This window comes from Rhodococcus sp. IEGM 1366, from assembly GCF_033142425.1.
Lineage (GTDB): Bacteria > Actinomycetota > Actinomycetes > Mycobacteriales > Mycobacteriaceae > Rhodococcus_F > Rhodococcus_F globerula.
Window position 1 is genome coordinate 58,179 of record NZ_JAWLRZ010000008.1, and the last position, 14,169, is coordinate 72,347.

12 protein-coding genes and 1 tRNA gene are annotated in these 14,169 nt (G+C 60.3%); 6 read left to right on the top strand and 7 right to left on the bottom strand.

What is annotated here, in order from left to right; all coding sequences use genetic code 11:
• Positions 1-19: 19 nt before the first annotated feature.
• Positions 20-1,495: an AAA family ATPase gene (locus R4P64_RS23910; RefSeq protein WP_317822938.1), complete on the bottom strand. Its 1,476-nt coding sequence runs from the start codon at positions 1,493-1,495 to the stop codon at positions 20-22.
• Positions 1,488-2,627 carry a hypothetical protein gene (locus R4P64_RS23915; protein WP_143547514.1) on the bottom strand — a complete coding sequence of 380 codons (1,140 nt, stop codon included), beginning with the start codon at positions 2,625-2,627 and terminating at the stop codon, positions 1,488-1,490. Before R4P64_RS23915 ends, R4P64_RS23910 begins: the two co-directional genes overlap by 8 nt.
• A 584-nt stretch (positions 2,628-3,211) precedes the next feature.
• On the opposite strand from R4P64_RS23915, the gene R4P64_RS23920 reads away from it, so the two are divergent.
• Positions 3,212-4,381, top strand: a complete 1,170-nt coding sequence (locus tag R4P64_RS23920; RefSeq protein WP_317822940.1) for a hypothetical protein — start codon at positions 3,212-3,214, stop codon at positions 4,379-4,381.
• A 15-nt stretch (positions 4,382-4,396) separates the two neighbouring features.
• On the opposite strand, the gene R4P64_RS23925 is transcribed toward R4P64_RS23920, so the two are convergent.
• The 3 genes from R4P64_RS23925 to R4P64_RS23935 form a co-directional block, all read right to left on the bottom strand.
• Complete coding sequence (locus R4P64_RS23925; RefSeq protein ID WP_317822942.1) at positions 4,397-5,893, bottom strand: sugar transferase; 1,497 nt, start codon at positions 5,891-5,893, stop codon at positions 4,397-4,399.
• 155 nt (positions 5,894-6,048) lie between these two features.
• Positions 6,049-6,741 carry a GAF domain-containing protein gene (locus tag R4P64_RS23930; RefSeq protein ID WP_072782266.1) on the bottom strand — a complete coding sequence of 231 codons (693 nt, stop codon included), beginning with the start codon at positions 6,739-6,741 and terminating at the stop codon, positions 6,049-6,051.
• A gap of 407 nt (positions 6,742-7,148) precedes the next feature.
• Positions 7,149-7,222: transfer RNA gene (locus R4P64_RS23935), tRNA-Gly, on the bottom strand.
• 210 nt (positions 7,223-7,432) lie between these two features.
• Between R4P64_RS23935 and dcd the strand changes: the two genes are divergently transcribed.
• The 4 genes from dcd to R4P64_RS23955 are packed head-to-tail and all read left to right on the top strand — an operon-like array spanning position 7,433 to position 10,073.
• The gene (dcd, locus tag R4P64_RS23940; protein ID WP_033235759.1) at positions 7,433-8,002 is read left to right on the top strand and encodes a dCTP deaminase; all 570 of its coding nucleotides are present in this window, start codon (positions 7,433-7,435) and stop codon (positions 8,000-8,002) included.
• Between the two features lie 15 nt (positions 8,003-8,017).
• Positions 8,018-8,302 carry a hypothetical protein gene (locus R4P64_RS23945; RefSeq protein WP_095886885.1) on the top strand — a complete coding sequence of 95 codons (285 nt, stop codon included), beginning with the start codon at positions 8,018-8,020 and terminating at the stop codon, positions 8,300-8,302.
• Between the two features lie 58 nt (positions 8,303-8,360).
• A complete protein-coding gene (locus R4P64_RS23950; protein ID WP_033235757.1) occupies positions 8,361-8,543 on the top strand; it encodes a hypothetical protein in 183 nt (60 codons plus the stop codon).
• 6 nt (positions 8,544-8,549) lie between these two features.
• Complete coding sequence (locus R4P64_RS23955) at positions 8,550-10,073, top strand: hypothetical protein (RefSeq protein ID WP_317822947.1); 1,524 nt, start codon at positions 8,550-8,552, stop codon at positions 10,071-10,073.
• A 3-nt stretch (positions 10,074-10,076) separates the two neighbouring features.
• Here the strand turns inward: R4P64_RS23955 and R4P64_RS23960 are convergent, their stop codons facing one another.
• Positions 10,077-10,829: an IclR family transcriptional regulator gene (locus R4P64_RS23960; protein ID WP_092802675.1), complete on the bottom strand. Its 753-nt coding sequence runs from the start codon at positions 10,827-10,829 to the stop codon at positions 10,077-10,079.
• Positions 10,829-12,334 (bottom strand): APC family permease, encoded by a 1,506-nt coding sequence (locus R4P64_RS23965; RefSeq protein WP_317822949.1) that lies wholly within the window; start codon positions 12,332-12,334, stop codon positions 10,829-10,831. The genes R4P64_RS23960 and R4P64_RS23965 overlap by 1 nt, the downstream gene beginning before the upstream one ends.
• Before the next feature lie 237 nt (positions 12,335-12,571).
• Between R4P64_RS23965 and R4P64_RS23970 the strand changes: the two genes are divergently transcribed.
• Positions 12,572-14,152: a flavin monoamine oxidase family protein gene (locus R4P64_RS23970; protein WP_033235753.1), complete on the top strand. Its 1,581-nt coding sequence runs from the start codon at positions 12,572-12,574 to the stop codon at positions 14,150-14,152.
• Positions 14,153-14,169 lie beyond the last annotated feature (17 nt).

The window sequence follows — 14,169 nt, forward strand, 5'->3', positions numbered from 1 at the left end:
GATGCCGCTCGGTTTTCTGTCAGACGTTTGTTTTGATCGGGCGGGACTCGCGCGCGAGCAGCGTTGCCGCTGACAATCGTGCGCCGCGTTTGCGTGCGCTGCGTGCCAGTGGCCTCGGGGAGTCATTGAGTACAACGCCCCAGACTCGTAATTCGGCCAACGACAAACGTTCGATGACAGCACCCAGTTCGGCGTACCTCGTATGGTCAGATCGCGCCACGAGCAGGACCCCGTCGGCCCAGCGTCCCAGCACAAGGGCGTCGGATCGGTCAGCCATCGGTGCGGTATCGACGATGACGTAGTTTGCGCGAGCAGCAAGATCTGCGAGTCCGTTGCGCATCCGAGTGCTCCCGAGTAGTTCGGACTTGCCGGGCGCAGTGCGTCCCGCCGGGATGAACGAAAGCTTCGGATGCCAACTCGCAGAGATGTATCGGTCGATGTCGTCACCATTGAGTAGGTAATCGATCAACCCGGCTGGTGATGCGTTCTTTTCATGATCAGAACCATGGCGTCCGGAGCGCACGTTCGCTTCGTCTCTTCCTGCGGCATCGACGAATACGACCTCATTGCCGCTCTCAGCGAGAGCGATTGCGAGGTTCAGCGCGACCGCTGTCTTGCCGTCGCCGGTGACTGCACTCGAAACGATGATGGTTCGGCATTCGCCCCGACCGGGTTCGTGGTCGGCGATCACGGTGCGGAGACGGCGGAATGCCTCTGCGGCAGGGCTCTCTCTCGAGAAGTCGACAACACCGGTTTCCAGCGCTTTGTCCGCAGGAATGGCGGCCAGCACCGGCCCGGACAGAAACTTGCCGAGTGCGGCGACATCCTGAACTTTCCGGCTCATTTGACTGCGCAGATATGCGTAGAGCAACCCCACCAAAAGCCCGGCGATCACACCGAGTGCGGTATTGCGCACATACTGCGGTCCGCCCTCAGCGTCGTCGGGCACCGCCGGGCTGATCACCGACAATCGCACTGGGTCCGGAACCACGGTTTCCGACTGATCCGGTGCCGGTTGTGCAGGTGTGCTCCCGTCCAAAACAGCAACGGCACCGGGAAGTGCTTGCGCTAGAGCATTAGCGAGCTCCGCCGAGGTATCGGCGTCCTCCGCGCGCACGGTCACCGTCAGGATCGCGCTTCCGACATTGGCACTGGCCGTGGTCATTTCGCGCACGTCAGAGTTCGACATCTCCAATCCGGTGTTTGCCAGAGCGGTTTCGATGAGGAAGTCGGAGCTCAGCAACTTCGTGTACGCCTCAGTACGCTGACGACTTGTACCGTCGGTGTCGCCGAAGTGAGGCGTCTGGTAGATCACCGCGGAAGATTCGTAGCTCGGCGACTGCACACTGGTCAAGATCGCTCCCAGGAAGCCCCCGAACAGTGCGCACACAAGCAGGATGATCCATCGATTGCGAACTGCGCCAACCGCTGAGCGGAGCCATTCGTTGCCAGCATTGCCCGGCCGGTATGTAGTCCCTGCAAACTTGTCAGTCACTTGACTTCACATTTCCTCTCGAAACCATGTCTTCCAGTTTGGTGGGAGACTGCCCTCGTGCCGCCACGAACACGCAGACGAGCGTCAGGAGGACCAGGAAAACGGTAATTCCTTGCGTAAGCAGCTGAATCCGCCATACCTCGGCAAAACAGTATGCGATAACTCCTGCCGATCCGGCGATCACTGGACCGTATGTCAGGAACCGACCGAAAACGTAACCGGCCAGCGGGAACAGCAGGAGCGTGTATAGCCACCCCCACGCTCCGAAATCCGTATAGATGTCAGCGAATTCAGAGTTAGTTGTGAAATTCGGTGCAAACGAGACCGAAAAATCGTAGGAGTCTGCGCCGAGCGATTCCTTTGCTCTGACCTCATGTGCCGGAACCAGAAAGCTGGGCAGCGCCGCCGACACGGAGGCGACGACACTCCCTGGCTTGTCGAAAGTGCCGCGCATGATCGCATCCGACACGCCCATGGATACCTGAGCCGGCACAGCGAGATAGGCGCCGGACTGATAGAGATTCATCGCGATCGGGTTCGAGACTCCCGCATCGCGGTAGTAGTTGCCGTTCCGGACATAGTTGAGCGCCGTGAGCATCAGGAACATGATCGCTACAGCGGTGATGATGTGCCAAGGCCGCAGAGATTTACGGTCCGCGCCCACGGATTTGCGGGGCACCGCTGTCTGTAAGACGACGTACACCACGACCGCCATCAGTAGCGAGAGGCGGGACGCGACCATCGAGTTTGCCACCAGGAGAAGAACGGCCCACAGTACGAATCCAGGATGGAGCACCTTTTTTCGCCAGAGGTAAACGCTGATGGGTGCCGCCAGGATGGTCGCGTATCGAAGCGTCGCGATTCCGGCCGAGTCGGGTAGTGCCTCCGTGAAGGCGTTCCCGGTCTGGGTGGTCAAGGCGTCGACAATGGATGTCGCCGCAGTAATTCGGTAGTACGCATACGCCACGCCGATCGTGGACACTGCGAGGATGAGGAAAAAGTAGCGCCGTTCGAAGTTCGTGCTGGTTGTTCGCTCGACGAACTCCCGTGTCGGCGTTGTGCCCAGTCCCAATCTCCAACCGATCGTTGCGAGCACCACAACCATGCCGTACCAAACCGCAAGCAACGTCACGCCGGCAATGGTGAAAGGGGCGGGTTGGAGGAATCCGCGCAAATTCAGCAGTGAGCCGGCCGGACACTTGCCGGCCGAACACCAACCGATCAGGGACGCCCATGCAGTGAAAGATCCCAGGACGGGTAACAGGATTAGGACGGCCGGTGCGAGCCACCATGTCGCTGTACTGCTTTGGGGCGAGTTATCGCCAGCCGCTTTCGGCGAGAAATCAAAATGCATGTTTGTCTTGGTGCATCATTGCGGAATCATTCTGCGGCAGCGCAGGAATGAAACTTCGATCAGGGGGAAAGGATCTCGAACCATACATCGCTGAGCTCCCTCCATCTTTAAAGTGGCTCGATCTCAGCGAGCACGGCAGCCAATCCGTGGCATACACTACTACAGGTGGAGTGTGCATTACGGGACAGAAGCGCGGATGCGCACTGGCCACTCGGAATTAACTTGATCAAATTGAGTGCCAACGTGATTAACGTTAGGTTGCCGCGTTACGGAGCAGTTATCGCCATCAATTTCGAAGAATCGATGATGTGGACCGCGTCTTCCGAGGCCAGAGAGTGACGCGCATTCGATCAGTGCTAGACGTGAAGCGCGTTGAGCCACTGGTGCAAATCGTCGCGGGCCTGGCACTCAACGCCTTCCCGGCAATTTTCATCGCAGTATTCGCACGCATTGCACCCATCGAACAACAAGGCCGCCTTGCCGTTTCGCTGGCGATCGGAACTTACGTGGCGCAGCTGCTGTCAGCATTCGTCGTCGAGTCGCGCCTTGCCACCCCGGAAGCGGATCACAAGGTATCGATGCCCTGGTGGATAGCGTTGATGAGCTTGGCATCCGGGACCCTCCTCATTGTGAGTCCGGCGGTTCCGCCAACGGCCATCACACTGATCGGAGTTCTGGGACTGTCGTCGGGCTTGCTGATGGCCCGGACGATCGGCGTGGTGCGGGGTAGATGGAAGCTGGAATCGGTTGCCGCTTCGATCCTTATGGCCGGTTGCCTGAGCGCATTGGTCCTTGCCGTGTACGACAACTCCAACTGTGTCAGGGTTCTTGCAGCGGGCGCTCTCGTGGCCATCCTCATCAGATGTTGGCCTCTGCCTGCTCGCCGAGATCTGGGCTTTCCTCCTGACCTGACCAAGGCTGCGTGGGTCACCGGCGAAACTGCGACAGTCGGTATGGTCCAGCCGGCATTGGCATCTTTCATCCTGACCGTCCTCGGACCGTCAGCTGCTGTTGGATTCCGGGTTGTATCAACCATTTCGGGGATCCTCGAACCGATTCTCGCCTACGGCCGAGTACGTCAACTCGCCCACGGACACAAAGGCGAGGTAGCCAACGTTGCGATGATCATTGTGGTCGGAACAGTGGCGATCTTCGCTAGTGCCTATCTGGGTGTGTGGAGCCTGATTTTCGGCCCTGCTTGGAACAGTTCACTGTATGTCGCTCTGGCAGTTGCCTGTGCGTGGAAGTTGTGCATGTTGGTGACAACCATCCCCTTTGCGGCTCTGCGCCGGGCGGGGCGCACAAAAATGGTGTTCTGGCTCAGGGCGGCGAACACTGCTCTTTACGTGGTGCTCGGACTGACTTTCTTGTTCAGTTTCCATTCCAGCACTGCAGTATTTCTTTCGTTTGTCATCACCGAGGTGCTCATGTTCGTGCCCTATCACGTGGCAGCCGCGAGGTTAGCGCCGGAATACAACTCGGTCTTCCTCAGCGGGAAGCGAGCGAACGGACTCGCGTCCGAGAAGGCATGAAGACTGCCTCGCCCGTCATTCGGCCTTTTTGAAAACTGCCAGCACGGTCAGCATCAAAATCTTGATGTCGAGCCACAGAGACCAGTTCTCGATGTAGTAGTTGTCCCATTCGGCGCGGTCGGCGATGGAGGTCTGTCCGCGTAAGCCGTTGACCTGAGCCCAACCCGTGACGCCCGCCTTGACCCGGTGTCGCTCGCCGTAGCGGCGGATCTGCGCCTCGAAAAGGGTTACGAACTCTGGACGTTCGGGACGCGGTCCGACCAGACTCATGTCACCCCGGAGAACATTGAGCAGCTGGGGGAGTTCGTCCATCGACGTCGACCGCATAAGTTTTCCGATCCGGGTCCGTCGATCGGTTCCCTCGACGCCGCCCGGTGCGCTACCGGTTTTCGGAACAAACGTCACATGGTTGGGATCGGGTAGCCGCATCGAACGAAACTTGAGGCAGCCGAAGATCTGGCCGTTGCGCCCCACCCGCTCTTGAGCAAAGAATATCGGTCCCGGCGAACTCCAGCGCACCAAGAGCATGAGAGTGAGGAAGAGGGGGGACAGCACGAGAAGGATGCAGCCGGCGACGATTCTGTCGCTGATGTGTTTGACCCGGAACTGCCAGCCTCGGGGATTGGTGTGAGGCACTGACAACAAGGGCATGCCGCCGATGTGGTCGATGAGGCTCTTCGAGCCGATCACCTCATACATGCGTGGCACCACCCATACCCGAAGTCCGTGGCGGTGGGCGATGCGGACTGCTCCGGTCAGCAGCTCACCGTGAACTCTCGTGAATGCGATGACCAGGCGTTCGGCCTGGGTTTCGGCAATGACGGACTCTAGGCGATCAACAGCGCCCAGGTACGGCACCTGGTCGGCCTCCGTCCCCTGGTCACTGCGTATGGGGGACTCGTCCGACAGCACTCCGACTGGGTTCATGCCGTGTTCAGGAGCCGCGATCATCCGAGCGATCACGTGCTGGGTGAGCTGTCCGGATCCGATGACCAACGTGGGGGACACGAGATGGGAGTTCTGTTGCAGGCGTCGTTGGACCACCACGCGAACCAGACGGCCGAATGGAATCAGGATGCTCGCGCACACCCACAGTTTGGTCACGGCAGCACCGGGGCGATCGGTGATTCCGAACAGGACCAGCGCGCACAGCAGCAGCATTGCTGCGATCGAGCCAGAGGACAGGATCCCGTAGAACTCGTCGAGGAATCGGCGGTTGAGCGAGCGGCGATACAACGACCGCGCGCCCATGACGATTACGACCAGGGGAACAAAGAGTGCGAAGCACCACATGGGTGGATGAACCAAAACTGATGTGAGCGCCCACCACCATGCGAGTGCCACCGCGATCGTCGCCGACAACACATCGATGGAAACACTGACGATGGTGCTCAGCGGATCGGTCCGAATGAGCTGCCCGAATGTTTTACGAGAATTCGAAGAAGTAGGTGGGGGGCCTCCGGGGGCGGTCGAAGTCTCGACCTCCAACAATTGCGGCAATTCCCACTCCATCCACGACAATCCCGAATTAATCAGACAATTCGTACATTCACCATTAATCGCATTCTATAGGGGGCCTAACGATATTTGCCGTAGCAACTCGCGCTTGGTTTGAATGCGACTCGGCGTCACAGTCAGCAATCGAAAGATACTCGGCAGCGGTATTTTTATTTGTCGAAGATTACGTTTTGGACGACGTCGGCAAGGTCGGTCATGATCTGGACCTCACCACTCGACCAATGATGCGGTTGGCTGTCCCACGCGCACAGCGTCCCTACGGGATGACCTGCGTCGTCGATGATCGGGATGCCGATGTAAGCGCCCACTACGCCGCTTTGGGCGGCCGAATGATCCCTGAGTACCGGGTGGTCGGCGATGTCGTCGATTATGAGTGGGGAACCGCTCACGACTGTGTAGACGCAGAGTGAGTCGGGGAGGGGATGGGTACGTTGTTCCCCGGTGTCGCCTGAGCGGGAGGCGATCGCGGCGTTGACTTGCTCGACGTCGGTGATCATGTTCAGTGCAGCGTTCGGGATCCCGACCGCGTCGATGGTCAATCCGACGATCTGATCGACTTCGGGATGTGGTCCGGGCGCGAGTAGTCCGGTGTCGTAGACAGCGCGCAACCGAGCACTGTCGTTGAGCGCCGACCACACGTGCGATTGCTCGCCGCTGACAGCGGCACGCAGCCCTTCGAAGACGGCGACAAGCGCGGGATCCGTATACACCTCGTTGATCGCAGCGAACGGGTCGCGAATGGGGCGTTCGGCAGAATCCGCGATCGTCTGCTCGCGTTGACCCGCGCCGTCGTCGCTTGCATTATCGGAACTTGTTGCGTCTGTCGGACTCGGTGGTGTCATATCTCTTTCCTGGTGAATCGGTAGCAACATGTATTACCGCGATTGGTCCGCTCGGCGCCGCATCTCCCATATCCATACCTCATGCTGCTGTATTTATGAATATTGGTGATGCGGACTGAAGCAGACGGACTGTCTCTCGGTACCAGAATGGGAATTTTGACATTGCATTCTAGGGTCGAAAGTCCTGCCTTACGGCTAACCGTAATGTTTCGCAGACGTGGAGGGAAGATATAGCCTGATTGAGATTCGAAAGCTCTCGATTTCTCACCTGGTGTAAGAGCAAATCGAGTCCGACCCGACTGCGCGGCATTCTGGGCTCGAAACATCGTGGTGTGCAGGCGAATCTGATGCCGGCTCGTGCGGGGCGGCGACGGTTCGAAGAGGAACGATTGGCCCCTGTGCATAGATGGAGCCGATGACGGGAATCGAACCCGCGTATTCAGCTTGGGAAGCTGATGTTCTACCATTGAACTACATCGGCGTCGCAGCCGGTCGGAGGGGTTTTCGCCCCCGATCAACGTGCTTTCCGAAGGTTATCAGACGCCATTTCCGATGTGTGGGAGCCCCGCCCGGTAACGAGTGCTCACGCTCGATTTCTCGCGACACAAGAACCCGAGCTGTTCGTCACAGCATTGTGTGATCTGCCTGGTGATTGGTCTGTGCTGAAGTGGCGACCCGGTAACCTCTACCTGTGCTGCTCTCCGATCGTGACATCCGTGCCGAAATTGCCGTTGGACGCCTGGGAATCGACCCGTTCGACGATTCGATGGTCCAACCGTCGAGCGTCGATGTGCGCCTGGACGGTTTGTTTCGGGTTTTCAACAACACGCGATACACGCATATCGATCCGGCGCAGCGCCAGGACGAGCTGACGAGCCTGGTGGAGCCCGCGGAGGGTGAGCCTTTTGTGCTGCACCCCGGTGAGTTTGTCCTCGGTTCGACGCTCGAAGTGTGCTCGCTGCCCAACGACCTTGCCGGCCGCTTGGAAGGTAAGTCGAGCTTGGGTCGTCTGGGTCTGCTGACGCACTCGACTGCTGGTTTCATCGATCCGGGATTCAGTGGCCACATCACGTTGGAACTGTCGAATGTCGCGAATCTTCCGATCACGCTGTGGCCGGGAATGAAGATCGGTCAGCTCTGCCTGCTCAAGCTGTCGAGTGCTGCAGAGTTCCCGTACGGAAGTTCCGAGGCTGGTTCCAAGTATCAGGGTCAGCGCGGTCCGACGCCGTCGAAGGCGTACCTGAACTTCAACCGGGGCTGACGGAAGACCGCACGTATGACCGCGTTGTTCTACGGCATGGTTTTCATGAACCTGCTGTTTGTGACGAGCACGGTGTGTTTGGTCAAGCCTTCGCGGATCAGTGCGATTGCCACGGCGTTTGCCGCGCTGATGTGGCTGCTGCTCAACGGCCCGCTCGAAGGGCAAGTGTTGTGGTCGCTGACTCCGGAGAACGGCCTCACCGTGTCGGATCTGTTCTCATTCGTGGCGTTCGGTATTGCGGCACGGGGATGGTTTGTGGCGGGTAATCGCAGGCGTGGGAATCGTTTCGGACGGCGATAGCAGGCAGATAGACGTCAGCTATGGGGAATCTCCCCCAAACCGGGCATAATTGCAGGTTATGTGGTGGATTGTCGTCGGCGGACTCATCCTCTGGGTGGCCTGCGCCGTACCTATCGCCATTATCTGGGGTAAAGCCATCGCCCGACGCGACCGCGCTGATTTCGAAATCCGCGATCAGGACTGGTCTGCCGAGCTGGCCAGGTCGATCGAAACGGAAACCGATCCCGAGACCGAGAAGTGATCGGCCATGGAACTGCCGTCCGACACTCCGGCCGATGTGGTCGAGGCTGCGGCAGCAGGTCCTCGTGTTCCGAAATTTGATTCCACACTCGGCATTCCGGTAGTTCCGGCCGCCGGGCCGGTGGGCCACCGCTTGGTGGTGATCGGAGATTCTCTCTCACAAGGATTTCAGAGTGGGGCTGTCTTCAATACCGACCTGTCATATCCGTCGATGATCGCGTGGCAACTCGGCTGGTTCGATAGCTTCCGATTCCCGCGTTACGGCGGCCCAGGTGGGCTACCGCTGAACATCGAATTGTTGCTGCGCACACTGGAAGAGCGCTTTGGAACTTCGACGGACGTGTGGGAGATTCCGCTGGCATTGTTCGCGGCACGCGGATTCATGGATCAGGTCGAGGACTACTGGGAGCGTGGCCCGGGTAGCGTCGCGCCGACGTTCTCGGCAATCAATCACAACCTGTCGGTGTACGGGTGGGATGTGCGCGACGCTCTGACGAAAACCGCTGCGAGTTGTGAAGCGGCACTGCATCAACCACACGACGATCTGCTCAGCCAGATTGTCGAGAACAACGGCGAGCGGACGGCATTGCGAGTGCTGCCGCGTGGGTCCGATGCAGAGAAGAAGATGACGGTGTTCGACGCGGCGGCCGAACTGGGCAAGGAGTGCATCGAAACCTTGGTCGTGTTTCTCGGAGCGAACAATGCGCTGCGGACCGTGACCGACCTGCGAGTGCAGTGGAGTGGCAACAAGTTTCGGGACCCGGATGGCAAACGGGATTACACAGTGTGGCAGCCCGATCACTTTGCCCAGGAGTACGCCGAGGTGCTTGCCGCTATCCGAAAGATCAATGCCCAGCACGTCATCCTGTGCACAGTGCCGCACGTGACAATCGCCCCGATCGCGCGCGGGCTGGGTGGCAAAGTCGAGACCGGGTCACGATATTTTCCGTACTACGCCCGGCCGTGGGTGCGTGACGCAGACTTCGATCCACGACGCGATCAGCACATCACGGGAGCGCAGGCGTGGAGTGTTGATACTGCGATCGACCTGTACAACACGGGGATCGAGCGGGCGGTAGCGAGCGCACGCCGGGTGGGTAAGGACTGGCACCTCTTCGACGTCGCGGGGCTACTCGAGCGCGTCGCATCCAGACGGTATGTCGACGACGTCAACGCAAGACCGTCGTGGTGGACGCCCTACCCGCTGCCCAAGGCATTGACTGATCTTGCGCCGGTGCCGGATTCACGATTCCTGGCCGCGGACGGTCTGGGTGGCCGAGCGTCGGGTGGGTTGTTCTCTCTGGACGGCGTTCATCCGACCACGGTGGCCTATGGGGTTCTGGCCCAAGAGTTGATGAACATCATGGCCGTCGCCGGTGTGCAGTTCGATTCCGCGGCAGTCGATTTTGATCGCCTCGTCAGGCGGGACACGCTGGTGCGCACTCCTCCTCAGAATCTGGATCAGACGCTCGGACTCATCGGGTGGGCCGACGAACACCTCGGTTTCGTGAAACGAATCTTCGGGCTGTGATGATCAGCTAGCTCGGCACAATGAGGGAGAGACCATCCGGCCGGCATAGTCGCGGAGCAAAGCTTCCAGCCCGGTGTCCTCGGTGGACAATCTGCCGGTCGGGCCGATAGCGGCCAGCGAGCCCACAACACCGTTCTGGCCGTCGCTGATCGGCACGGCGAGCGCTGAGCGGCCGATGCGAATCTCGTCGACCTCCCGCGCCGGCTCACCGCGTCTGATGCGGGAGAGTTCGAGTTCGAGGTGGTCGGCGTCGGTGATGGTGTGCGCGGTGATCTTCTTGAGCGGCGAGGCTGCCAGTTCGGGCCGCGAAGATAACAACAGTTTTCCGATGGCAGACGCATGCAGCGCGCTCACGAGAGTGCGCTCACCGCTGAGTTCGTGATCGGGATCGCGGTCGATCAGCCGGACCTTTCCCTTGTCGTACGACGCGAGATATACGCCGTAGCGCACTTGTTCGCGCAGTTCTTCGAGCAGTACGGAGTTGTCCACTGGGGTGGGTTCGGCAGCAGCTCCAGCCAATTCGCGGGTGCGTCGACCGAGTGCAAATCCGGAGAGATCCGCGATCCGGACCAGGTAGCCGTCGGCGACAAGGATGTTGAGCAACCGGTAGGCGGTCGCTGGAGGAATGCCGGCCAGCGCCGCAATGTCTTTGGCGGTGGCGCCGGAACCGAGTTGCGCTGCGGATTCGAGCAGCGCCAATGCGCGCTGGACTGCTCTCGGTTCATGTCCACCGAGATCTCGCGGTCGACCGACCATCACCGCGGACCGACAGCGGATTCGCCTACCAGCACGATATTGCCGGCGGCGTCGGTGCCGAAAACTCCCGCGCCGGGAAGTACGTCCTCGGTTTCGGGCTGGTCGAAGGCGCCGATGTGCAGGAGGCTTTGAGGGCTGCGACGACGGAGATAGAACTGCCACAGTGTGCCCGAACTGAGTATCACCAGCACTGCGATCGGTGCGATGTACGTGTGATCAACGATGTTCGCGTACACCAGGTATCCGAGGACAACTGCGCCCGCACCACTGCCACAGGACGCTGCGGCAAGCACGCGGGGTGTGTCTTCGCCGATGCGCGTGAGGAATACGACGGAACTGATCGCGACCAGCGCGTAGGCGACAATGACGGCTGCCCGCACCGTGAGGCGGAGATCTTCGAAGAACACACCTCGTCCGATTATGGCGAAGGTGCCGCCGCCGAACAGTACGGCGGCAACAACCACACTCAACGCGACGCTGGGGGTGCGGAAGGCGCTGTGTACGTGCGCAAAAGCGCGGGGGAGGAGTCGCTCCACACCAAATGAGTAGAGCAGGCGCGACGCGGCGTTCGACGACGCCATCGACGACGCCAGCCACGAGCAGCCCATTCCGATGTTGAGCGCGATCACCACGGCTGGGCTGACACCGGTCGAGGTTCCGTGCAGATAGGCGTTGACGAGGGTGTCGCTGCGTCCGGTCCAGGCGGCCCAGCCGGCAAAGATGAAGAGGCCACCGCAGATCATCGGAGTGAAAAGAACTGTGCGCGTCACGGTTACCAGTGGGCGACGGGCTTCGGGGCCGAAGAATGCGGCGCTCTCGAATCCGGCGAGCGCAAAGAGTGCGGCGAGTGCGGTGATCAGTAGCCCGTGGCCGGACGTGGACGGAATGATCTGTGCGTGCTGATCTCCGCCGATCAGCATGAGCGCGACTATGAAGAGCAGGGAACAGCTTTCGGCCACGAGGATTGCGAGTGCTGCAAATCTGACGCTCCGGAGCAGGCACGCAAGGATGAGTGCGGCGAGCACGGTGTACAGGGCGATCAGCTGAAATGTGCCGTGTACGCGTATGCCGGCAAAACCGAGCAGCGTAATGACCGCCAGCCCACCGTGATAGAGAGTCATCACCGCGCTGCCGACGTATTTGACGAGTATGGCTATACCGGTGGTGATGGCGGCCCGGGTACCGAGTCCGCGAAAGGCAAAACTGTGAAGTCCGCCCGATGCTGCCATCCGTCTGGTGAATTGGGAGATGCAGAACGCGATCAAGGTGACCAGCACGGTCGCGATGATGATCGTGATCATCCCGCTCAGAAGGTGTCCGTGTGTCAGCATGGTGACCGGCAGCACAACCATCGAGACAGCCGGTGCTGTGGTTGCCACCGATTGCGCCAGTACTTCGGCACCCGAGAGTTGTCGACGCCCGAGTGCGCGCAGCGGTGAGCGCGCGGGTGGTTGCTTCTCGCGCGTGGTGAACGATCGCGCGATGGCCTCGGTGAGTGCGGACATGCGCGGGACGCTAATGCACTTCTGTAACGGAGAAGTTTCCTACGTGAGTCCCCTGATCGCACCCGGCTGAGAGAGCACCTGTCGGTGCGGCGGTTGATTCTCACTCGATTCCCACGGACTGTTTCCTGCGCGACAAGTTCTCGACCCATCGCCCCGCCATTGTTGTTTCCACACCAACAACCCGGGTCGCCGGGCGCACACTTGGGAGCTTGAATGTCGTACACACGTAGATCTTTCATGCGCAGTCTGGGACTCACCGGCGGCGCGGGCCTGGCGCTGGGAGCCATGGGGTCCATCGGTTTGGCGCCGGCAGCATCGGCGTCGCCGCGACGTTTTCAGGCACCGGCAGCGGGGGACCTGATCGGACAGGTCAAGGGCAGTCATTCTGTTGTCATTCTGGGCGGTGGCCCGGCCGGTCTGTGCTCGGCGTACGAGCTGCAGAAGGCCGGATACAAGGTCACCGTCCTCGAAGCCCGCACCCGTCCGGGTGGACGAGTGTGGTCGATTCGTAACGGGACGGAGGAGACGGATCTCAACGGCGAGACCCAGACCTGCACGTTCTCCGAGGGCCACTTCTACAACCTGGGTGCCACTCGAATCCCGCAGAATCACAACACCATCGACTACTGCCGCGAGTTGGGCGTCGAGTTGCAGATGTTCGGCAACCAGAATGCCAACACGCTCGTGAACTACACCGGCAGCAAGCCCCTTGCCAATCAGTCGATCACGTACCGCGCAGCCAAGGCTGATACCTACGGTTACATGTCCGAGTTGCTGCAGAAGGCCACCAACCAGGGCGCTCTCGACGAGGTTCTCACGAAGGAAGACAAGGAAGCGCTGTCGTCGTTCCTCAAGGACTTCGGCGATCTGGGCAGTGACGGACGATACGTGGGATCGTCGCGCCGCGGGCACTCCGTCGAACCGGGTGCCGGTTTGAACTTCGGCACCGAGATCGAGCCCTTCGGGATGAGCGATGTCATCCAGGGCGGCATCGGACGCGCATTCTCCTTCGAGTTCGGCTACGACCAGGCCATGACCATGATGACCCCCGTCGGCGGGATGGACCGGATCTACTACAAGTTCCAGGACAAGATCGGCATGGAGAACATCGAGTTCGGTGCCGAGGTCAGCGGAATGAAGAACGTTCCCGAGGGAGTCACCGTCGACTACGTCGTGGACGGCAAGGCCAAGTCGATCACCGCCGACTACGCCATCTGCACCATTCCGCCGCACCTGATCAAGCGCCTGAACAACAACCTGCCCTCCGACATCCTCCTCGCTCTGGAGGGAGCAAAGCCGTCGTCGTCCGGCAAGCTCGGCATCGAGTACTCGCGTCGTTGGTGGGAGACCGAAGACCGCATCTACGGCGGCGCATCCAACACAGACCGCGATATCTCGCAGATCATGTTCCCCTACGACCATTACAACTCCGACCGCGGAATTGTTGTCGCGTACTACAGTTCGGGTAAGCGTCAGCAGGCTTTCGAATCCCTGACGCACAAGCAGCGTCTCGCCAAGGCCATCGCCGAAGGCTCGGAGATCCACGGCGAGAAGTACACCCGCGATATCTCGTCCTCCTTCTCGGGCAGCTGGCGTCGTACCAAGTACTCGGAGTCGGCCTGGGCATCATGGGCCGGAGCGGGAGATTCGCACGGCGGCATGGCAACTCCCGAATACACGAAACTGCTCGAGCCCGTCGACCGCATCTACTTCGCCGGTGATCACCTCTCCAACGCAATTGCCTGGCAGCACGGCGCTTTCACGTCGGCGCAGGACGTTGTCACCCACCTGCACCAGCGCGTCGCGCAGGGCGCCTAGCACCAACTACCCATCAC